Origin of the sequence: Bacillus paranthracis (assembly GCF_001883995.1) — a bacterium.
Taxonomy (GTDB): Bacteria; Bacillota; Bacilli; order Bacillales; family Bacillaceae_G; genus Bacillus_A; species Bacillus_A paranthracis.
Genome location: NZ_MACE01000028.1, coordinates 1 through 20,137 on the forward strand (window position 1 = coordinate 1; position 20,137 = coordinate 20,137).

General features: G+C 36.2%; 24 protein-coding genes and 1 pseudogene. 16 read left to right on the forward strand and 9 right to left on the reverse strand.

Annotated elements, in window-relative coordinates:
• The 9 genes from BAQ46_RS12680 to BAQ46_RS12720 form a co-directional block, all read left to right on the forward strand.
• A partial coding sequence (locus tag BAQ46_RS12680) for a DNA translocase FtsK (protein WP_131801179.1) occupies positions 1-1,651 on the forward strand: 1,651 nt, incomplete at its 5' end.
• A 61-nt stretch (positions 1,652-1,712) separates the two neighbouring features.
• Complete coding sequence (locus BAQ46_RS12685) at positions 1,713-2,831, forward strand: nicotinate phosphoribosyltransferase (protein ID WP_000658369.1); 1,119 nt, start codon at positions 1,713-1,715, stop codon at positions 2,829-2,831.
• 252 nt (positions 2,832-3,083) lie between these two features.
• Positions 3,084-4,394 (forward strand): UDP-N-acetylmuramate--L-alanine ligase, encoded by a 1,311-nt coding sequence (gene murC, locus BAQ46_RS12690; protein WP_000219470.1) that lies wholly within the window; start codon positions 3,084-3,086, stop codon positions 4,392-4,394.
• Positions 4,395-4,514: 120 nt separating this feature from the next.
• Positions 4,515-4,928, forward strand: a complete 414-nt coding sequence (locus BAQ46_RS12695; RefSeq protein ID WP_000276595.1) for a MerR family transcriptional regulator — start codon at positions 4,515-4,517, stop codon at positions 4,926-4,928.
• On the forward strand, positions 4,918-5,823 hold the full coding sequence (locus tag BAQ46_RS12700; RefSeq protein WP_071742004.1) for a DMT family transporter: 906 nt from the start codon (positions 4,918-4,920) through the stop codon (positions 5,821-5,823). Before BAQ46_RS12695 ends, BAQ46_RS12700 begins: the two co-directional genes overlap by 11 nt.
• A gap of 58 nt (positions 5,824-5,881) precedes the next feature.
• Entirely contained in the window at positions 5,882-6,430 is a 549-nt protein-coding gene (locus tag BAQ46_RS12705; protein WP_071742005.1) for a GNAT family N-acetyltransferase, read from the forward strand.
• Complete coding sequence (locus tag BAQ46_RS12710) at positions 6,427-6,918, forward strand: GNAT family N-acetyltransferase (RefSeq protein WP_061132037.1); 492 nt, start codon at positions 6,427-6,429, stop codon at positions 6,916-6,918. The genes BAQ46_RS12705 and BAQ46_RS12710 overlap by 4 nt, the downstream gene beginning before the upstream one ends.
• A gap of 77 nt (positions 6,919-6,995) precedes the next feature.
• Positions 6,996-7,400, forward strand: a complete 405-nt coding sequence (locus BAQ46_RS12715) for a PH domain-containing protein (RefSeq protein ID WP_061132038.1) — start codon at positions 6,996-6,998, stop codon at positions 7,398-7,400.
• On the forward strand, positions 7,397-7,579 hold the full coding sequence (locus tag BAQ46_RS12720) for a hypothetical protein (RefSeq protein ID WP_000878351.1): 183 nt from the start codon (positions 7,397-7,399) through the stop codon (positions 7,577-7,579). The genes BAQ46_RS12715 and BAQ46_RS12720 overlap by 4 nt, the downstream gene beginning before the upstream one ends.
• Before the next feature lie 45 nt (positions 7,580-7,624).
• On the opposite strand, the gene BAQ46_RS12725 is transcribed toward BAQ46_RS12720, so the two are convergent.
• Positions 7,625-8,740, reverse strand: a complete 1,116-nt coding sequence (locus BAQ46_RS12725; protein ID WP_000654735.1) for an aminopeptidase — start codon at positions 8,738-8,740, stop codon at positions 7,625-7,627.
• A gap of 187 nt (positions 8,741-8,927) precedes the next feature.
• On the opposite strand from BAQ46_RS12725, the gene BAQ46_RS12730 reads away from it, so the two are divergent.
• The 4 genes from BAQ46_RS12730 (at position 8,928) to ccpA (ending at position 12,451) form a co-directional block, all read left to right on the forward strand.
• A complete protein-coding gene (locus BAQ46_RS12730; protein ID WP_001197726.1) occupies positions 8,928-9,440 on the forward strand; it encodes a DUF948 domain-containing protein in 513 nt (170 codons plus the stop codon).
• Positions 9,440-9,766, forward strand: a complete 327-nt coding sequence (gene ytxJ / locus BAQ46_RS12735) for a bacillithiol system redox-active protein YtxJ (RefSeq protein WP_001057466.1) — start codon at positions 9,440-9,442, stop codon at positions 9,764-9,766. The genes BAQ46_RS12730 and ytxJ overlap by 1 nt, the downstream gene beginning before the upstream one ends.
• 117 nt (positions 9,767-9,883) lie before the next feature.
• Positions 9,884-10,900 (forward strand): CamS family sex pheromone protein, encoded by a 1,017-nt coding sequence (locus BAQ46_RS12740; protein ID WP_071742006.1) that lies wholly within the window; start codon positions 9,884-9,886, stop codon positions 10,898-10,900.
• A gap of 552 nt (positions 10,901-11,452) precedes the next feature.
• Positions 11,453-12,451, forward strand: coding sequence for a catabolite control protein A (gene ccpA, locus BAQ46_RS12750; RefSeq protein ID WP_001103296.1), 999 nt, complete (start codon positions 11,453-11,455; stop codon positions 12,449-12,451).
• A 35-nt stretch (positions 12,452-12,486) separates the two neighbouring features.
• Here the strand turns inward: ccpA and BAQ46_RS12755 are convergent, their stop codons facing one another.
• The 3 genes from BAQ46_RS12755 to dhp61 form a co-directional block, all read right to left on the reverse strand.
• A complete protein-coding gene (locus BAQ46_RS12755) occupies positions 12,487-12,849 on the reverse strand; it encodes a DUF4288 domain-containing protein (protein WP_071742008.1) in 363 nt (120 codons plus the stop codon).
• A gap of 1 nt (position 12,850) precedes the next feature.
• Positions 12,851-13,087: a DUF3949 domain-containing protein gene (locus BAQ46_RS12760; protein WP_000637880.1), complete on the reverse strand. Its 237-nt coding sequence runs from the start codon at positions 13,085-13,087 to the stop codon at positions 12,851-12,853.
• Between the two features lie 81 nt (positions 13,088-13,168).
• A complete protein-coding gene (dhp61, locus tag BAQ46_RS12765; RefSeq protein ID WP_071742007.1) occupies positions 13,169-13,465 on the reverse strand; it encodes a protein Dhp61 in 297 nt (98 codons plus the stop codon).
• Positions 13,466-13,613: 148 nt separating this feature from the next.
• Between dhp61 and BAQ46_RS12770 the strand changes: the two genes are divergently transcribed.
• Complete coding sequence (locus BAQ46_RS12770) at positions 13,614-13,886, forward strand: DUF3917 domain-containing protein (RefSeq protein WP_000636593.1); 273 nt, start codon at positions 13,614-13,616, stop codon at positions 13,884-13,886.
• 50 nt (positions 13,887-13,936) lie between these two features.
• On the opposite strand, the gene mscL is transcribed toward BAQ46_RS12770, so the two are convergent.
• The 3 genes from mscL to BAQ46_RS12785 all read right to left on the reverse strand — a co-directional run bounded on the left by mscL (position 13,937) and on the right by BAQ46_RS12785 (position 16,153).
• Entirely contained in the window at positions 13,937-14,338 is a 402-nt protein-coding gene (gene mscL, locus BAQ46_RS12775) for a large-conductance mechanosensitive channel protein MscL (protein ID WP_000267020.1), read from the reverse strand.
• A gap of 128 nt (positions 14,339-14,466) precedes the next feature.
• Entirely contained in the window at positions 14,467-15,393 is a 927-nt protein-coding gene (locus tag BAQ46_RS12780; RefSeq protein WP_061132040.1) for a Gfo/Idh/MocA family protein, read from the reverse strand.
• Between the two features lie 79 nt (positions 15,394-15,472).
• Positions 15,473-16,153 carry an ankyrin repeat domain-containing protein gene (locus BAQ46_RS12785; RefSeq protein WP_061132041.1) on the reverse strand — a complete coding sequence of 227 codons (681 nt, stop codon included), beginning with the start codon at positions 16,151-16,153 and terminating at the stop codon, positions 15,473-15,475.
• Between the two features lie 304 nt (positions 16,154-16,457).
• On the opposite strand from BAQ46_RS12785, the gene BAQ46_RS12790 reads away from it, so the two are divergent.
• Both BAQ46_RS12790 and BAQ46_RS12795 read left to right on the forward strand, forming a co-directional pair.
• Positions 16,458-17,912, forward strand: coding sequence for a sensor histidine kinase (locus BAQ46_RS12790; RefSeq protein ID WP_061132042.1), 1,455 nt, complete (start codon positions 16,458-16,460; stop codon positions 17,910-17,912).
• Position 17,913: 1 nt separating this feature from the next.
• Positions 17,914-18,603, forward strand: a complete 690-nt coding sequence (locus BAQ46_RS12795; RefSeq protein WP_033671272.1) for a response regulator transcription factor — start codon at positions 17,914-17,916, stop codon at positions 18,601-18,603.
• A gap of 217 nt (positions 18,604-18,820) precedes the next feature.
• On the opposite strand, the gene BAQ46_RS12800 is transcribed toward BAQ46_RS12795, so the two are convergent.
• A complete protein-coding gene (locus BAQ46_RS12800; RefSeq protein ID WP_116777233.1) occupies positions 18,821-19,681 on the reverse strand; it encodes an alpha/beta fold hydrolase in 861 nt (286 codons plus the stop codon).
• A gap of 172 nt (positions 19,682-19,853) precedes the next feature.
• A pseudogene (locus tag BAQ46_RS12805) lies at positions 19,854-20,137 on the reverse strand (acetoin utilization protein AcuC); the annotation flags it as partial.

Genomic DNA, 20,137 nt, shown 5'->3' on the forward strand with positions numbered 1-20,137 from the left:
AGTAGTGGTAGAACCACAAGTGGAAGAAAGACCAATGCAACAAGTAGTAGTGGAACCACAAGTGGAAGAAAAGCCAATGCAGCAAGTAGTGGAGCCACAAGTGCAGCCAGTACAACAAGTAGTGGCAGAGCAAGTACAAAAGCCAATTTCAAGTACGGAAGTAGAAGAGAAAGCATATGTTGTAAATCAAAGAGAGAATGATGTGCGCAATGTATTGCAAACGCCACCGACGTATACGATTCCATCATTAACATTACTATCGATTCCGCAGCAAGCAGCGTTAGATAATACGGAATGGTTGGAAGAACAGAAAGAATTATTAGATACAACGTTTAATAATTTCCACGTTGGCGCACATGTTATTAATGTATCGCAAGGTCCAGCAGTAACTCGTTTTGAAGTACAGCCAGACCCAGGTGTAAAAGTAAATAAAATTACAAACTTAAGTGATGATATTAAGCTAAGTTTAGCTGCGAAAGATATTCGTATTGAAGCGCCGATTCCAGGGAAGAGTGCGATTGGAATCGAAGTTCCCAATAAAGAAAGTAAGCCAGTATTTCTTCGTGAAATTTTAAGAAGTCCTGTGTTTACAAAGAGTGAATCACCGCTTACGGTTGCGCTTGGACTTGATATTTCAGGTGATCCAATTGTAACGGATATTCGAAAAATGCCACACGGACTTATTGCAGGTGCAACAGGTTCAGGTAAAAGTGTGTGTATTAACGCCATTTTAACGAGCATTTTATATAAAGCGAAACCACATGAAGTGAAGTTAATGTTAATCGATCCGAAGATGGTTGAGCTTGCACCATACAATTCTGTTCCACATCTTGTAGCACCTGTTATTACGGATGTAAAAGCAGCGACAGCTGCATTAAAATGGGCAGTTGAAGAAATGGAGCGCCGTTATGAATTATTTGCGCACGCAGGAGCTCGTGATTTAACTCGTTACAATACGATTGTAAGTGAGCGAGAAATTCCGGGAGAGACATTACCTTATATCGTTATTGTCATTGACGAGCTAGCCGATTTAATGATGGTAGCACCTGGTGATGTTGAGGAAGCGATTTGTCGTATTGCGCAAAAAGCACGTGCTTGTGGTATTCATTTATTAGTAGCGACGCAGCGTCCATCTGTAGATGTTATTACAGGTTTAATTAAGTCGAACATTCCAACGCGTATTGCGTTTACTGTATCATCTCAAGTTGATTCGCGTACGATTATTGATATTGGGGGCGCGGAGAAATTACTTGGCCGTGGTGATATGTTATTCTTAGGGAACGGTACGTCTAAGCCAGTTCGTGTACAAGGTGTATATGTATCGGATGATGAGATTGAAAAGACAGTTGATCATGTGAAAAAGCAAATGAAGCCGAATTACTTATTTAAGCAAGAGGATTTATTAGCGAAAACAGAACAAGCTGAGTCGGAAGACGAATTGTTCCTTGATGCATGTCAATTTGTTGTAGAACAAGGGGGAGCGTCCACATCTTCTGTACAGCGAAAATTCCGCATCGGTTATAATCGCGCGGCACGTCTCATTGAAGAGATGGAATCGCAAGGAATTATTTCTGAAGCAAGAGGAACGAAGCCAAGAGATGTCCTTATTTCTGAGGATGAATTTGCCGCTATGCAGGAAACAAATGTATAGTAAACGGTTTTGCTGTATACTAAGAGAAAATGTTGGATAGTAAAGTAGGGAGTAAAGCGACATGAAAGAAATTGAATTAAAATTAAAAGGTGAAATAAATAGACTAACAAATAAAACATTTAAATTTGACGAACGCGTTGGAGAAGGTTGGTTCTCTGCCGTTTACTTTTTAAAGACTAGAGAAATCATCGAAGAATTTCGCCCGAAAAGTGTTGTAACGATGCAATTTTTCCAAAAGGAAAATGCAGTTCTTTGCGGAACAGATGAAGTTATTGCATTGCTACAAACATTCGCTAAAAATCCTGAGGAACTTGAGATTAACTCTTTAAAAGATGGCGATAAAATTAGTCCATTTGAAACAGTGTTAACAATTCATGGTCCTTATGAAAATTTCGGATTTTTAGAAGGTGTTATTGATGGGATTTTAGCTCGTCGTACATCGGTTGCGACAAACGTATATAACGTTGTCCAAGCTGCACGTAGCGTAGATAAAGAAAAACCAGTTATTTTCATGGGAGACCGTGATGATCATTATACACAACAAGCTGGTGACGGTTATGCAGCATACATCGGTGGTATGAGCGCACAAGCGACGCATGCGATGAATGAATGGTGGGGCAAAAGTGGTATGGGGACAATGCCTCACGCATTAATTCAAATGTTTAATGGTGATGTTGTGGAAGCGGCAAAAGCATATCATAAAAAATTCCCAGAAGATGAATTAGTTGTATTAATTGATTACAACAATGATGTCATTACAGATGCACTTCGCGTAGCACGTGAATTTGGATCAACATTAAAAGGTGTACGTGTAGATACGTCTCGCACGATGATTGATCAATACTTCATTCGCCACCCAGAAGTACTTGGAACATTCGATCCACGTGGTGTAAACCCATCGCTTGTATTCGCACTTCGTAAAGCACTTGATGAAGAAGGATTCCAGCATGTAGACATCGTTGTAACTGGTGGATTTGATGAGAAACGTATTCGTGAATTTGAAGCTCAAAACGTACCTGTTGATATATACGGAGTAGGAAGTAGCTTATTAAAAATGAATATTGGCTTTACTGGTGATAACGTAGAATTAAATGGAAAACCAGAGGCGAAAGCTGGTCGTAAATATCGTCCAAACCCACGTCTAGAACGTGTTCAATTAGAAAAAAGAGAAGATATGTAAGAGAGAGAAAAACTGATAGGTGATTGACCCTATCAGTTTTTCTGTTATCATAGTATAGCGGCTTCTTTTTTGCTATAATGGATTTGTTATGGACATAAAAAAGAAGTACGTACGAGTTTATCCTGATAAGTGAAGGGAAGAATAACTTCACTACATCAAAAATGTATGATGATTACCAAAATAAGAAAAGATTCATATACTGTCTTATAGATAGGCCGTTGTATTAGTTCGAAATGTTGGAGGTTCTTTAAGATGACAGTTTACCATTTTGTAGGAATTAAAGGAACAGGAATGAGTTCATTAGCGCAAATTCTTCATGACATGAAGCATACTGTTCAAGGGTCTGATTATGAAAAGCGTTTCTTTACACAAACAGCGTTGGAAAAGCGTAGTATCTCGATTCTTCCTTTTGATAAAAGTAATGTAAAAGAAGGACAAGTGATTATTGCAGGAAATGCATTTCCTGATACGCATGAAGAAATCGTAGCAGCAAAAGAATTAAACATCCCAGTACATCGTTACCATCACTTCTTAGGTGACCTTATGAACCAATACACAAGTGTTGCTGTAACTGGTGCACATGGAAAAACATCAACAACTGGTTTGTTAGCCCATGTAATGCAAGGTGCACACCCTACATCTTACCTTATTGGAGATGGAACAGGGCATGGGGTAGAAAATAGTAAGTATTTTGTATTTGAAGCTTGTGAGTATCGTCGTCATTTCTTGTCTTACAATCCAGACTATGCGATTATGACAAACATTGATTTTGATCATCCAGATTATTTCACAGATATCAATGATGTATTCAGTGCATTCCAAGAGATGGCATTGCAAGTGAAAAAAGGCATTATTGCATGTGGAGATGATGAAGAACTTCAAAAAATTCAAGCGAAAGTACCTGTTATTTTCTATGGATTTGGAGAAGATAATGATTTCCAAGCACGTAACATTCAAAAGAGAACAGATGGTACTATTTTCGATGTATTCGTTCGTAATACGTACTATGACACGTTCAAAATTACAGGATATGGCAATCACAGCGTATTAAATGCATTAGCAGTAATCGCGCTTTGCCATTATGAAAATGTTGATGTAGAAGCAGTTAAGCATCAGTTAACAACTTTTGAAGGCGTAAAACGTCGCTTTAATGAGAAGCCGATGGGAGAGCAAGTTATTATTGATGACTACGCACACCATCCGACAGAAATTAATGCAACGATTGAAGCCGCTCGTCAAAAACATCCAGAGCGTGAAATTGTCGCTGTATTCCAGCCACACACATTCTCACGTACAGAAAAGTTCTTAGATGAGTTCGCTGAAAGCCTAAGCAAAGCGGATCAAGTATACTTATGTGATATTTTCGGATCAGCGCGCGAAAACAAAGGTGAATTAACAATCGAAGATCTGCAAAAGCGTATTGACGGTGCAGAATTAATTACAGATACAACAACGGATGTATTAAAGAAACATAAAAACGGCGTTCTCATTTTCATGGGCGCAGGAGACATCCAAAAATTCGAAGCAGCTTACGTAAAAGAAGTTCAAGTTGCAGAGAAGTAATAGAAAAGACGCATAGCTTAGCTGTGCGTCTTTTTTGTTGTGTTCGATTTTTATTTCTGTATTGACCTAGAGCTAACTCTAGGTTGTAAGATGAATATGTAAAAACAAGGGGGAGAGAACATGTATAAAATCGGTGAAGTAGCAGAATTAACAGGGATGGGTATTCATACTTTGCGTTACTATGAGAAATTAGGATTATTACCACCACCAACGCGAAATAGCGGGATTCGTCAATATACAGAAGGTGATGTGCGCCTATTAAAATTTTTATGTTCATTAAAACAAACTGGAATGTCATTAGAAGAGATGGCTGAGTTTGCAAGTGATGGATGCATTATAGAGGAAATTAGGCAGAGGAAAGAGGAAGTGCCAGCGAAAGTAAAAAAGAGAATTTCAATTTTAACAACTCATTTAGAAAGATTAAAAGAACAGCAAGAACAATTGCGAAAAGTTGTCCAGCTAACAGAAGAGAAGTTAGAAATCTATTACGGTTTTCTAGAAGGAAAAGACTTGGAGGCCGACAATGAAAAATAAAGTATATGCGCAGTTATTAGGATTTGCGATATTTACTGGTGGAACATTTAATGCTTCGAAATATGCGGTGCAGTATTTCGAAGCGATTCATATAGCAGCATGGCGTTTTGGGATTGCTGCATTTGTGATGTTATGTCTGTTAAAAATACGAAAAGATTTTGAGGTGGAGGTATGGAGGCAAAACAGGATCTATTACCTTTTGTTAGGCATTGTTGGTGTATTCGGTTTTAACTTCTTTTTCTTTTTAGGAATGAAACATACAGAAGCTATGAATGGTGCACTTATTATGGCGACAAACCCGCTTGTTACGACGCTGTTAGCAAGTGTCATTTTACGGGAGAAAATAGTAAAGCGTCAAGGTATTGGAATGTTACTTGCACTAATTGGTGTTGTTTTTGTGCTTACGCAAGGTTCGTTTATCGCAATACAAAATTTATCATTTTCAAAAGGGGATTTTTATATTTTATTAGGAAATATTTGCTGGGCGTTATACGGTGTACTAGGCAGAAAGTTTATTAAAACTGGGAGCCCAATACAGACTACAACCTATACAATGACTATTGGTGCTCTTGCCTTTACCATCATGTCTTTTACGCAAAAAAGTACAGTGCCACTTTTTGAAATCACCCTATTAGCTTGGGGAGCAATTCTCTTTATGGCAATCGGAATGAGTGTGCTAGGTTACTTATGGTGGAATAATGGAATTGCTCAAATTGGTGCAGCGAGAACATCTTTATTTTTTAATCTAGTGCCTGTAGTTACAATGATTATTTCTTTTTTAGAGGGAGTAAATATAGCACCCGCACAATGTATAGGGATGATATTAGTTATTACGGGAGTAATGTGTTCATCAGGTTTTATACAAATAAAATCAAAAGAAAGTGTGAATATTTAACATTTTTCGTTTAAAAATGTTAGAATAATAAGAAAAATAAAAAGGGGAGCTAAAAAACATGTTCACACTCCGGGTAGATGACGAAATCGAACTACAATTACTAGAAAAACATTATAAAGAGGAACTATATCAATTAATAAATCAAAACCGTAATCATTTAAGAAGATGGCTTCCTTGGGTAGATGGGACGAAATCTGCTGATGCTTATAATGAGATTTGTCCGATGTGGTTAAAGAAGTTTGCAGAGGGAGACGGTTTTGAAAGTGGTATACGTTATAAAGGAAAGCTCGTTGGGATGGTAGGTATTCATCCAGTGAGCTGGGGGAAGAAAGCGGCGAGTCTTGGATATTATCTTGCAGAAGATGCTGGCGGGAAAGGTATTATGACGCGTAGCGTGAAGGCTGTACTTCACTATGCATTTGAGAATTTAAAATTAAATAAAATGGAAATTAGATGCGGTGTTGAAAATGTGAAAAGCCGCGCTATTCCAGAACGTTTAGGGTTTAAGTTAGATGGTGTTTTAAGAGATGAAGAATGGTTATACGATCATTTTCATGATGTGGCAGTATATAGTTTACTAGCTTCAGAGTGGAAGGAGATTCGATGAACGAGAAGATACGCATTATTCCGTATGAAAGTACGTTTCAAGATGAAGTAGTAGATCTTATCGTTCATATTCAGCAAAAAGAGTACAATGTCCCCATTATGAAAGAAGAGCAGCCGGACCTGCTTGAAATAGAAACATTTTATCAAAGGAATCATGGCAACTTTTGGGTAGCAATTTATGATGGTAAAGTAGTTGGAACAGTAGCTTTATTAGATATTGGGAATCATCAAGTAGCGTTAAGAAAAATGTTCGTAAAAAAAGAATTTCGGGGAAAAGAGTGGGGTGCATCACATAAGTTGCTCCAAACAGCAATTTCGTGGGCTGAGAATAAAAAGCTGAAGGATATTTACTTAGGAACGACAGTGAAATTTTTAGCGGCGCATCGCTTTTATGAAAAGAATGGTTTTGAAAGTGTGAGTATAGATGAGTTGCCAAAAAGTTTTCCAGTGTTGCAGGTGGATAAGAAATTTTATAGATATATTGTTTAAGAAGGTCATGTAGAAATGGCTTTTTTTTATGAACTAAAATGGAAAAAGTGGTATAATTTAGGTTAGGGGGTGCGTGTATGAACTTTCCGATTCAAAGAAGTAAGTCAGTAGTCATTTTCGTTTGTCTCACGTTAGCTTTTATGTTTGTGTATCCACTCGTTATGATTGTCGCAAATAAAGAGCAGTGGATGACAGCGTTAATTGGGATGAGTTTATGCTTCCTTGTTAATGTACCACTCGTTTGGGAAGTATTTATTAAAAAGCATAAAGTAGAAGATGGTGTATTAAAGTACGGTATTTTAAATGATGATATTGTATTAAAAGATATAAGAGTTGTTCGTCAAGTTGGAAACTACCTTGAAATTACGACGAATGCATACAAAGTACATATGGTTGCGATGCCGCAACATATGACTGAATTTTTGGCACTTATTGAGAAAGAGAATCCACATGTGAAAATAGAAATGGTAGGGAAGAAATGAAATATGTAAAACCTTTGTTTTGCTTGGAAATATTATTTGTACTTGTTGGTTGCACTAGAGTATATATGAAATGGGATCTGCCTTTATATGTTCCTATATTGATTGGTACTATTGCAGTGGCGCTTTTGTATTATTTTCACTTCCAGCAAACAAAAAGTGAGAAAAGTAGCTCAATATAGAGTGAAGATAAAAAAACGCTCGGAAAAAATCCCGAGCGTTTTTCATTATTTTAAGTTCTCTGGATTTAAAGCTTCTAATTCAGGTACAACGAAGCGTCCGTCTTTACGGATTAGTACGTCGTCGAAGTAAATTTCGCCGCCGCCGTATTCAGGGCGTTGGATGCATACTAAATCCCAGTGAATGTTCGAGTTGTTACCGTTCCATGCATCGTCGTAAGCTTGTCCAGGAGTGAAGTGGAAGCTGCCATCGATTTTTTCATCGAATAGGATGTCTCCCATTGGATGTAAGATGTATGGGTTTACGCCAATTGCGAACTCACCAACGTAGCGTGCGCCTTCGTCTGTATCGAAGATTTTGTTAATGCGTTCTGAATCGTTTGCAGTTGCTTCAACGATTTGGCCGTTCTCGAACTTAAGTTGTACATTTTCAAATGTATAACCGTTGTAAGGAGATGGCGTGTTGTAAGAAACTGTACCGTTAACAGAATCACGAACTGGTGCAGAGTATACTTCACCGTCTGGAATGTTTAAATGACCTGAGCATTTAATTGCTGGAATGTCTTTAATAGAGAATGTTAAGTCAGTTCCAGGTCCAGTTAGGCGCACTTTATCTGTTTTATTCATTAATGTAACAAGGCTATCCATCGCCTTATCCATTTTACCGTAGTCTAAGTTACATACTTCGAAGTAGAAGTCTTCGAAAGCTTCTGTGCTCATTTTCGCAAGCTGTGCCATAGAAGCATTTGGGTAGCGAAGAACAACCCAGCGTGTTTTTGGAACGCGAATGTCTCTATGAACTTTCTTACCAACTGTTTGACCGTGAATTTGCATTCTTTCACTTGGCACGTCAGCTTGTTCGTTAATGTTATCGCCAGAGCGAAGACCGATATAAGCGTCCATATCTTTCATTACGCTTGCTTCATAGGCTGCGATTTGTTCAAAATGTTCTTCAGTAGCACCCATTAATAAAGAGCGATCTACTTGATGATCTTTTAAAGAAACGAATGGGAAACCACCAGCTGCATATGCTTCTTTAACAAGTGCAGTTACAAGTTCTTTTTGTAAGCCAAAGTTTTCAATTAATACTTTTTCGCCTTTTTGTAAGCGAATAGAGTAGTTAATTAAATTGTATGCTAACTTTTCAATGCGTGGATCTTTCATATGTAAAGCCTCCCTACTAATTATGTATCCTCTCCTATTGTAACCTACTTAGTGGAATTTGTTGAATCATTTATGTTAAAGTTAACGAATAAGTATGAAAATTCTAATGGAAAGATAGGGGTTAGAACGAAACGGAAAATGATTGTATAATAGGGGAAAGTATGAAAAAGATAAAGGAAGTGATGAAATGCAAGTTCTTTTATATGTAAGTGCAGCTATTATCGCGGTTGCTTTCGCTGTATTAGTAGTGTATGTATGCAGAACGTTGTTATCGGTTCAGAAGACGTTAGAAAACGTTGCAAGCACGTTAGAAGGTTTAGAAAAGCAAATGCAAGGGATTAGCGTAGAGACGGAGCAATTATTACATAAAACAAATGCGTTAGCTGATGACATTCAACAGAAGTCACAATCATTAAATAAAGTAGTATCGGGTGTAGATGGAATTGGAACGACAATCCATTCTTTAAATACGAAACTTCGTAATGTATCAGAGTCTGTTACGGACGAAATTGAAAATAATGCAGATAAAGTAGCGCAAGTTGTACAGTGGAGTAGCGCAGCAATTGAAGTATACAATCATTATCGTGCGACAAGACAAGAGAAAAAGGTTGAAAAAGAAGAACGTAAATTAGAAAGACTCGAGAAAAAAGCTGAAAAGAAAGAAAAGCGCTCTAGACTTCGTATGAGAGGTGAATCGTAATGAATATGACAAAACTTGAAACAATTGAAGAGCTTGAAGTACTAGTAGAAAAAAACGAGCCTTATGTTCTTTTTAAACATAGTACGACATGCCCGATTAGTCATGGTGCCTATACAGAATTTCAAGCTTATTGTAGTGAAGAAAGAGCGGTACCAGCGTATTACTTATACGTACAAGATGCGAGAGATGTTTCGAATCGTGTTGCAGAACAGTACAGCATTAAACATGAATCTCCGCAAGTGTTATACATAAAAGATGGGATGGTAGTATGGAATACGTCTCATTGGAACATAAAAAAAGATGCTTTAGAAGAGAATATTAAGTAAAAAGAAGCAAGCAAAAGGTGCTTGCTTCTTTTTTTTGTTTTTGTTGAAATATATTTAATGGTAAACTGTTAATAGTTCAAACTAAATAACTAGATTGTTGAAAGTAGGTTTTAAGTAATGAAGAAAATGGCATTATCCTTCGCAGTCGTAAGTTTATTACTAGGAGCTTGTAGTAATGATACGATTAGTAAGAAGGATGAAGTTATACAGAAAGATACGAAAGAAAAAAGCATGATTCCGAGAACTGCTGTTTCTAAAGATTATTATAGAACTGTAATTCCTTTAAAAGAACAAAAGGTTATAAATACAGCTAATGTAAAAACAAATTCTAAATTAGATTTAGCAGAGTATGAAAATGGTTTAATGAATATTGCAAAAGAGCAATTTGATACAGAAAACCATGTGCTTCAATTAAATCAGTATATTCCTGAGAAGTTAGTTGATGAACTAGTCGCAAAAGTAGAAGCACCCGTTTTGACAAATATTATAGAACAAGACTATTTCGGGAAACAGAATTCAAATGAATTAAGTTTATCTGGCGTTGTAATTGGGTTAGCTATGTCTTCAAGTGTATCCAATGAAGAGGCAATGTCTAAGGGGACTGAAGTTGCTAAGCAACTTATTGAAGCTATTCATAAAAATGACAAGTATAATAAATCCCCAATTACGTTTGCTATCTTTAAGCAAGAAAGTACAAGTTCTTTAAAAAATGGAACGTATATTGCTAGTGCTACCGTTCAAAAGAATGATACGAACCTTGGAAATTGGAATGCAATTGAAGAAAAAGCGTATTCATATCCTTCCGATGAATTTACACAAGCACATGGAGAAGATAATGAAAAAATAAATAAATTTGCTGAGGCAATGAAAGGTTTTTCTCCTGGAGACTTTATCCCAGTAAATGCTAAAGTTTCTTATAAGAAAAATCAAATGGATACATTAAATATGAATATTGTTATTAAATATAACGGTAAAACAGAATTAATGGCTCTTACTCAACTCGCCGCTCAAAGTATGTTAGACCAATTACCGAAAGATGCAAAAGTACAATTGCAGATAAAGTCCGAGAATAAAATTGAGGCAATTGTTATAAAAGAGAAAAACAGCGATAAACCGTTTGTTTCCTTCTTATAAAAAAAGACAGTGTTTAAACTGTCTTTTTTTACTGTAAATGAAAGGGGACGATGGGACAAGGCGTCACGTAATACGCTCCATATTTCCGCTGTACTAATCTCAATTTACCCCTTGCATTGTCGATGTAACGCATTCTACAGGGGGATGGGATCTTCTATTGCCAATTGTAGAGTACTTCCAGATCCAGCGCATCAAATGCCTATCATTGTCGATTTTTGTTGGTAAGTCGATATATTCAAAAAATCGCTGATATAAATTTCAATTACTAGCTAGTGTACTGCTTAAAATAAGATTTCTACTTATGAAACATCTATATTTTTACAAAAAATACCCTTTTTTTCATGAAAAATACGAAAATACGAGAAAAGAAGCGAATTTTTTCGAAACTTTTGCGGGAAAATATTGTATGACCCTGCGTTTTTATCGTATCATTAGTAAAAGGAAGAACTCGGGACGATTGGTGGCATCTGCAAATAGAGTTGATGTCTTTTTTTCATTCAAGTAACCGATACATAAAAATAGATAGCAAAAATAGAAGGAGTGTGCGATGAGATGAACGTAACAATATATGATGTAGCGCGCGAAGCGAACGTTTCAATGGCTACCGTGTCACGCGTTGTGAACGGTAACCCAAATGTAAAGCCTACAACAAGAAAGAAAGTATTAGAAGCAATTGATCGTTTAGGATACCGCCCAAATGCGGTAGCACGTGGATTAGCAAGTAAGAAGACAACTACAGTAGGTGTTATTATTCCTGATATCTCAAATACGTTTTATGCAGAACTTGCTCGTGGAATTGAAGATATCGCAACAATGTACAAATATAACATCATTTTAAGTAACTCTGACCAAAACAAAGAGAAAGAGTTCCATTTATTAAATACGATGCTTGGAAAACAAGTGGACGGAATTGTTTTCATGGGTGAAGATATTACAGACATTCACATTGAAGAATTTAAAAAGTCTCCAGTACCAATCGTATTAGCAGCGTCATTTGATGAGCAAAATGAAACGCCATCAGTAAACATTGATTATACACAAGCAGCTTACGACGCAATGAAGCACTTTATTGAACAAGGACATAAGCGTATCGGTTTCGTCTCTGGTCCTTTCATTGATAAAGCGGGAAGCGCGAAGAAATTACAAGGTTATAAAAAAGCTCTAGAAGAAGCAGGTATTTCATATGATGAAAATCTTGTAATCGATGGAGATTACACATATGACTCAGGTATCGAAGCATTCGAAAAGCTTTGGAGCCTTGATGAAAAGCCAACAGCGATCTTCGTATCTTCTGACGAAATGGCACTAGGTGTAATCCACGCAGCACAAGACACTGGATTAAATGTACCAACTGATGTAGAAGTACTTGGTTTCGATAATACACGCCTTGCATTAATGGTTCGTCCACAACTTTCAACAGTTGTACAACCGATGTATGATATCGGTGCAGTAGCAATGCGTCTATTAACAAAGTATATGAACAAAGAAAAAGTGGAAGATCACACTGTTATCTTACCTCACCGTATCCAATTTAGAGATTCAACGAAGTAAGTATAAAAAAAGCTCACAGCGATTGCTGTGAGCTTTTATTTATATTCAGGATAGTATGTTTGAACTATAGTATCCACCGTTTCATTTTTCTTAACGTGTAAAAATCTTGCGTATAATTCTTTTCCGGTTTCAAATGGTGTATCGTCTAATTCAAATACATGTAATAGTTTTCGAAACGTCCACGTTACTTGCTCACCGTACATATTATCGTACGTATGCTCAGACTGTATAGCGATTTGTTCACCTAGTGCATGGGCCTCTTCCAAACTGTGTGCCTTAACAAGAATAATACTTTCTTCAAAAAGTGTATCGTGATTTTCTTCATAATGCTCATCCATTTTCGTAGGATCAGGCTCACCAGAATGAACAGATTCAAACAATAATTTTACAGCGTACATATTATGCTGCATGTTTCATTCTATAAATAATACTTGCGACAAGTGAAGCAGGTATTGTAAATACGTTACTTTGGTAATGGTAATGTATTTGGGATTCTTCATAAGACATGTTGTCATATAGTTCGTTTTGTGACATATTCATTTTCTTCTGTTTTTCTTTGAGTATTTTAATGTAGTTATACTGTATTGGGACGAGAATGATGAAATAGGCTAATACGATTAGTGAAATCCAAATCATTATGAACACTCCCTTATAAAGAATATCTATATATGGTAATTATATCAATATATATGAAAAATATCCATTTTTTTCTGGTGGTCAATTTCCTTTCCAAAATGTAAAAAGTTCTTCAGGACTTCGTAAATTATGTTCAAGACATGTTTGTGCAGTGTGTTTAAAGTTTTGTATGAATTGTTCTAACCTAGAAGGATCATATTGTTTCACATTGCCAGCAATAATAGTTTCATCTTTATCTAAGTTAAGTGATATTTTTAGCGAAGTTATATTTGTTTCTATTTGTAAAATTTCCATATAAAAAAACTTTTTGTCTAAGTTGATTGTAATATAATGGAATCGCTCTACTTGTTTAAAATATCCTACAATATCATCTTCCAATTGAAATCCTCCCGAGTATATGGCTTATTGGTGACTTCGCTACAAAATAGTATTGTTCCTTGTTATATGTCACATAAGTGTAAAAATAACTATTATAGGGCAATGTCATGTATAATAAAAAGAAAAGGCTTGTGAGGGGGGAGAAGAGATGATCGTTCTTTGGATAATTACGCTTTGTATGACTGCTATTTTTGCATATATGACGTTAAAACAAAATGGTTTAAAGCGATTTGTTCCAGGAAGTATTCTTGCAGGAATTGCCCTTATCACGTATGTAATTTCTATTTTTATTGAAAGTGTATCGGTGGATATGAGCACAAGTTTAATGTTTATGGGGATTACACTATTTGCAAGTAGTATTATGGTACTTATGGTTGCTGGTATTATTTTATTTATTCATATGAATTCGGAAACGTTATAGCATATAGAAAAGGCATGTCCCTCTCGGGACATGCCTTTTTATCCGTTCAATTATGCTCTATCTTTAGAAGAGTTTTGCTGTTTTAGCAAGTCGCGAATTTCGCCAAGAAGAACTTCTTCTTTTGTTGGTTCTGGAATTTCTTCCTCTTTTTCTTCTTCTTCTTTTCTAGATGTTAGTTTGTTGAACACTTTAACGAACATAAAGATAGCCGCTGCAATAATTAAGAAATCAAAAATTGTTTGGATGAAGTTACCGTACATAATAGATGACTTACCGAATGTAAGTTTTAAATCTGTAAAGTCAACGCCACCTAATACCATACCAAGTAATGGTGTAATAACATCTTTTACTAAAGAACTAACGATTTTACCGAATGCAGCACCGATTACAACCCCGACAGCTAAATCAACGACATTCCCTTTGAACGCGAATTTCTTAAACTCGTTCCACATGTGTTAATCCCATCCTTTCCACGATTCATTATGAAATTTATAATTCCTATCAACATATTCTATAGAAATTTTCGAGAGAAATAAAGAGGGAATGGGAATGAAAGTAAATTCTGAAAAATGTATCCGTTTTAATTTTTGTTTACATTATTCAGCAGAGATTGCAAAAGTTGCTGCGTTTTTAATCCTTCTAATCCATCTACAACAGGCTTTGTATCTCCTTGCACACATTCAATGAAATGATGAACAGCATCTTCAAAACCACGTTGTTTTAACGTCGTATCCCATGATGGGGAACCAATTTGAGAAACTGCATTTTCTTGCTCAACTTCAAATGTGTTCATGTTTTTTACGCGAATGATTTTTCCTGTTGTGACAAGTTCAATTTGTTCTAAATTTGTACCGGCATGGCGATGCATTGCGGTAGAAAGTAACAGTCCACTTGGCGTTGTATATGTATGATGTCCGTAAAGAAGTTCATTCTTTTCATTGATTTGCATCATATTATGAACGACGTTAAGCTCATCGTTAGCTAACCAGCGAGCAGTATCTACAATATGTAAGTAATCATCTAACATCGTAAAGTCGTACGTATAGGGCCCGACTTTATTTGTACGATGCTTTTCAATTCGAATCCATGAAATATGATGAGCTTGCTCTTTTGCCGCAACATACATAGGAACGAAGCGGCGATTAAATCCGACCATTAACTTTCGGTTATACTTTTCGCTCAACTCGACTAGCTTCTCAGCTTGTTCTACTGTAGCAGCTAGCGGCTTATCAACGTAAACATCGATTCCTTTTTTCAGAAGTTCAGAAACGATTTCATAATGCGATGCAGTTGAACTATGAACGAAGATTGCATCACATTCTGAAGCTAACGTTTCAATAGAATGGAAGTCTTGAATGCGGTATTGCTGGCAAACTTGTTTCCTTTTCTCCGCGTTAGGTGTAAACGCCCCTACAAAATTCCAATCTGTTTCTTTTGTAAGTGTTGGAAGATAGGCTTTTTGTGCGATACTTCCAAGTCCAATCATCCCAATTTTAGGTTTGTTCATGTGTATTCCCACCCTATTCATATTGATATAACGGCTTAAATGTAGCATAGGGCGGGAAAGGAAAGCAAAAATTAGCGTTTTACTTATGTCCTTCTAGCAAAATCTTCTCTATCTCTTCAAAGTGATGAGCGCGAGCATGCTCTAGCGGAGTAACACCATCATTATCTGGAATGTTTATATCTGCACCGTGCTCAATGAGCAGGCGGATGACTTGTTGTTGTGTTTCATTTCCGTTACTTAGTACGATGGCTTCCATTAAAGCTGTCCATCCGAGGTTATTTACATGGTTTACATCGATATTTGTTCGCGTGAGGAGTTCTTTTATAACATCAACATAGCCATGTTCTGAGGCTGGGATAAGAGCTGTACCGCCATATCGATTCGTAAGCGATGGATCTGCGCCAGCATCAATTGTTAGTTTTAAAATATCTAAGTAACCTTCTGCCCCAGCGTATAAAAAGGGATTGTTTTTCATATCATCTTGGATATTTACGTCAGCACCAGCATCGATAAGCGCTTTTGCGGTTTTTACATCATTTTTGTATGTAGCAATCATAAGAGAGGTACGTCCTTTATTGTCTGTTATATTTATGTCAGCCCCTTTTTTGAGTAACGATATAACAGTATTCGTTTCTTGTTTCTCAGTAGCTGTTAGTAGCGCTGTCTCCATGTTTGTCATCTCCTTTTTAACTTCTTGTTCTTGTGAGCAACCTTGTAAAAAAATTACGCAACATATCATGCTTAATGTTTTTTTGAACATGGAATTTCAACCTCCTCATTTCAACTGTAAAAGAAGAACATTAAATTTTTATAAACTGACGCTAAAATTACTATAAAATCGCTTGAGTATTTGAACATATATTTTTATGCTTATGAGTAATAAGGTTTGATAAAGTGAAACTTTAATCAGTGGGGGTTTTGTTCATCCCCCACTGATTATTAGCCCACACCAATCGGGCTTTTATGGGGAGTTGATCCCCCACTTAACTTCTTTGCTTTCTCTGAATTTTGAGGTGGGGATCTTACTGCCCGGCAAATAGCGGGGTAAAGTGAGGATGTAACATATGTCTATTAAAACAAGGTTTTTATTTTCTTATATCGCTGTTATTCTCGTTTCCATTACGCTTATATTAGTCGCGGGATTTTTAATCGTTTTTTCGATAACAGGTGATTTGGAAGCAGTGAAAAATTTCTATAAAAGCTCCTATATTCAAAAGCCGCTTACGTCAGAAGAAGAGAATGCGTATATTGAGTTAAAGACGGCAGCAAAGAAACATCAATCGCAACTATTAGATGAATCGTTCGTTTCATCACTTGAAAAAGAAGGGGTGAAAATTGTTGTAAGAAAGGGAGAAACCATTTCTTATACTACAAAAGTATTTGAAAGTGTGGCTTTAAAGGAAGCCCTTCCGAAATTTGAATCAGCAAATATTAATAGTCGTGGTACAACGGAATTAGGCGATACATTTTATCGATATGTAAAGTTTGATTTTTATTTTCCTCAGGAAGAAGAGGGGAGTATATTTGTATTAAAGAAGCAAAGTTCATTTGTAGATCTTACACAAAAGTTATTTCCGATTTTGTTCGTATCACTTTTACTGTTAGCTATTTTGCTTATTGGATTATTAAGTTACCTCGTCTCAAGAAGTGTCATAAAACCAATCTTTGTATTGAAAGATGCGACTGGAAAAATTAAAGAAGGAAATTTAGATTTTCAAATACCAGTTACATCGCACGATGAAATTGGGCAATTGAATCAAGGATTTGAGGAAATGAGGAAGAAATTAAAAGAATCGATAGAGATGCAAACGCAGTATGAAGAAAATCGAAAAGAGCTCATTTCAAACATCTCTCACGATTTAAAAACACCGATTACATCTATTATTGGATATGTAGAAGGAATAAAAGACGGAGTAGCAAATACGCCAGAAAAAATGGATAAGTACTTAACGACTATCCATACGAAAGCAAGACATATGGATACACTCATTGATGAATTATTTTTATTCTCAAAGCTCGATTTGAATCGAGTTCCCTTTCAGTTTGAAACGGTTGAATTAAATATGTTTATGCAAGAATTAATAGAAGAGATGCAGATGGATTTAAGTAAAGAAGGTATAGAAGTTAACTTACAATTACATGCATCACCACTTTATGTAAAGGCTGATTGCGAAAAGATAAATAGAGTGATATCAAATTTAATTCATAATAGTGTGAAATACATGGATAAAGAAGAAAAGAAAATTACTGTAACAGTATCGAGTGATAACAATAAAGTGATTGTGAAAGTAATGGACAACGGATCAGGTATAGAATCTGATACACTTCCTTATATTTTTGAACGTTTCTATCGTGCAGAGCAATCGCGAAATTCTAGTACAGGTGGAAGTGGACTTGGCTTAGCGATAGCGAAGCAAATTATTGAAGAACATGGCGGGAATATTTGGGCGGAAAGCGAGCTTGGGGAAGGCACAAGCATTTTCTTCTCATTGGAAAAAGTAGAGAAATGTGGTGAGTAAATTGAAAAGAATTTTACTAATAGAAGATGAAGTAAGCATTGCAGAATTACAGCGAGATTATTTAGAAATTAATGATTTTCAAGTTGATGTAGAACATTCAGGAGAAACAGGTTTACAAATGGCCCTGCAAGAAGACTACGATTTAATTATTTTAGATATTATGCTTCCGAAAATGAATGGATTTGAAATTTGTAAGCAAATTCGAGCTATAAAAGATATTCCGATTCTACTTGTTTCAGCAAAAAAAGAAGATATAGATAAAATTCGTGGGCTCGGTTTAGGAGCGGATGATTATATAACGAAACCGTTTAGCCCGAGTGAGCTAGTAGCAAGAGTAAAAGCACATATTTCTCGTTATGAAAGATTATCAGGGAATGTAAGTAAGCAACGCGATACGTTATATATTCACGGAATTTCTATTGATCAACGAGCGAGAAAAGTTTTTATAAACAATGAAGAAATCGCCTTTACAACGAAAGAATTTGATTTATTAACATTCTTTGTCACAAACCCAAACCAAGTATTAAATAAAGAACAGTTATTTGAACGCATTTGGGGATTAGACTCCGCTGGTGATTTAGCAACTGTTGTCGTTCATATTAGAAAGTTACGTGAAAAAATTGAAAGAGATCCTGCTCACCCGCAATATATTGAAACAGTGTGGGGGGCTGGTTATCGTTTTAATGTGTAGGGAACCTGTCAAAGTTTTGACAGGTTTTTTTGTATGTGATCAAAAGGATGGAATAGGTAATTTATGTTAAAATATAAAGAGAGATAAAAAGGCAGTATTCCTTGATGTAGGTTTAATGATTGTTTTGTTCTGCTTGTTGTTTTTAGTATGAAATATTTCTTTTGAAAAAAGCTCATAGTCTTATAGAGGCTGTGAGCTTTCTTTAATAATAACGGTACTAGTGTAATGATTTATAAAATTCTTGAGTAGTAGAAATAAATTGAGCAGCTTCTTCTAAAAAAGGATAATGATTACTCTCTTCAAATGTCACAAAAATAGAATTACCTATGCCCTCATGCATCTCAATAGAATACTGAATCGGGCACTGTACATCGTGTCTTCCGCACATAATTATTGTTTTTGTTTTTATAGAAGGTAAATGCTCTCGTAAATCAAATGATGGATATTCATGAGCAAAAGCGTTCATCCGGCTAGCGGACATTGTTGTTTTGATTGGTTTATCAAAACAAGAGTTGTAGTTTTCTCGTTTATACAATGATAATTTTGTTCTCTCAGTAGATAGTTCTTTCCGTTCCTCATTTGTAAGGTGAGGGCTTTTTAAATTTTCGATGAGCTGTTGCATATAATGAAACTGAGGATGTTCCGGATGATAAATACAAAATGGTGTTTCAGTATAGTTACTTGCTGCGGCTCCAACGACGACTAGTGATTGTAAGGATTTTGGATATGTGATTGCGTATAGAAGTCCAAGCATACCACCTGTTGAGTGGCCAGCGAAATGCCATATTGGAAGTTGTAAAGCTTCTCGTATCGCTTCTAAATCGTGAATGGTTTCAATCATACTTAATTCTTTTTCTGAATTGGCTTTTGCGGAGTTACCAGCATCTCGTAAATTAATGAGCAATACACGATGCGTAGAAGTGAAAACATCCGCAAAGTAATCACCAGTCTCATTAAATTGGGAATAGTGATGTGTAATGCAAAGCGGTTCGCCACTGCCTTTAGTAAAAAGCTCGAATGTACCGCGTTTCGTGTTGACCATTTGTTGTTTCCACATAATATCACGACCTTTTCCCATAAAGTCCGTTAGTACATAAAAATATATCAGCGCAACTCGAAATATATCAGCGATTATCAAAATATATCGGCGCAACTAGGAATATATCAGCGATTATTAAAATATATCGACTTACCGATAGAAATCGACAATAAATAAAAGGAGGCTATTCAAAAACGAGCCTCCTTTTCGTTTAGTACAAAGATTTTTTCATATTATTCCGAATAATTTCAAGGGATTTCGCTACAGTTAATGCGTTCTTTTCTTCAATTTCTGGTTTTCGGGGGATAGGTTTATACATGTTGTCTGGATCTTCCCACGTGAGAGGAAGTTCTGTTTCTGCTTGTCCTTTCCAAGCTTCAATCCATTCTGGAGGGAGATAACCTGAGATGTTTTGGATGTTGTTCATTTCGAGCCAAATGAGTGCCCAAGCCCTTGGGACGACGCGCCAGTGGTCATAGCCACCGCCGCCGACAG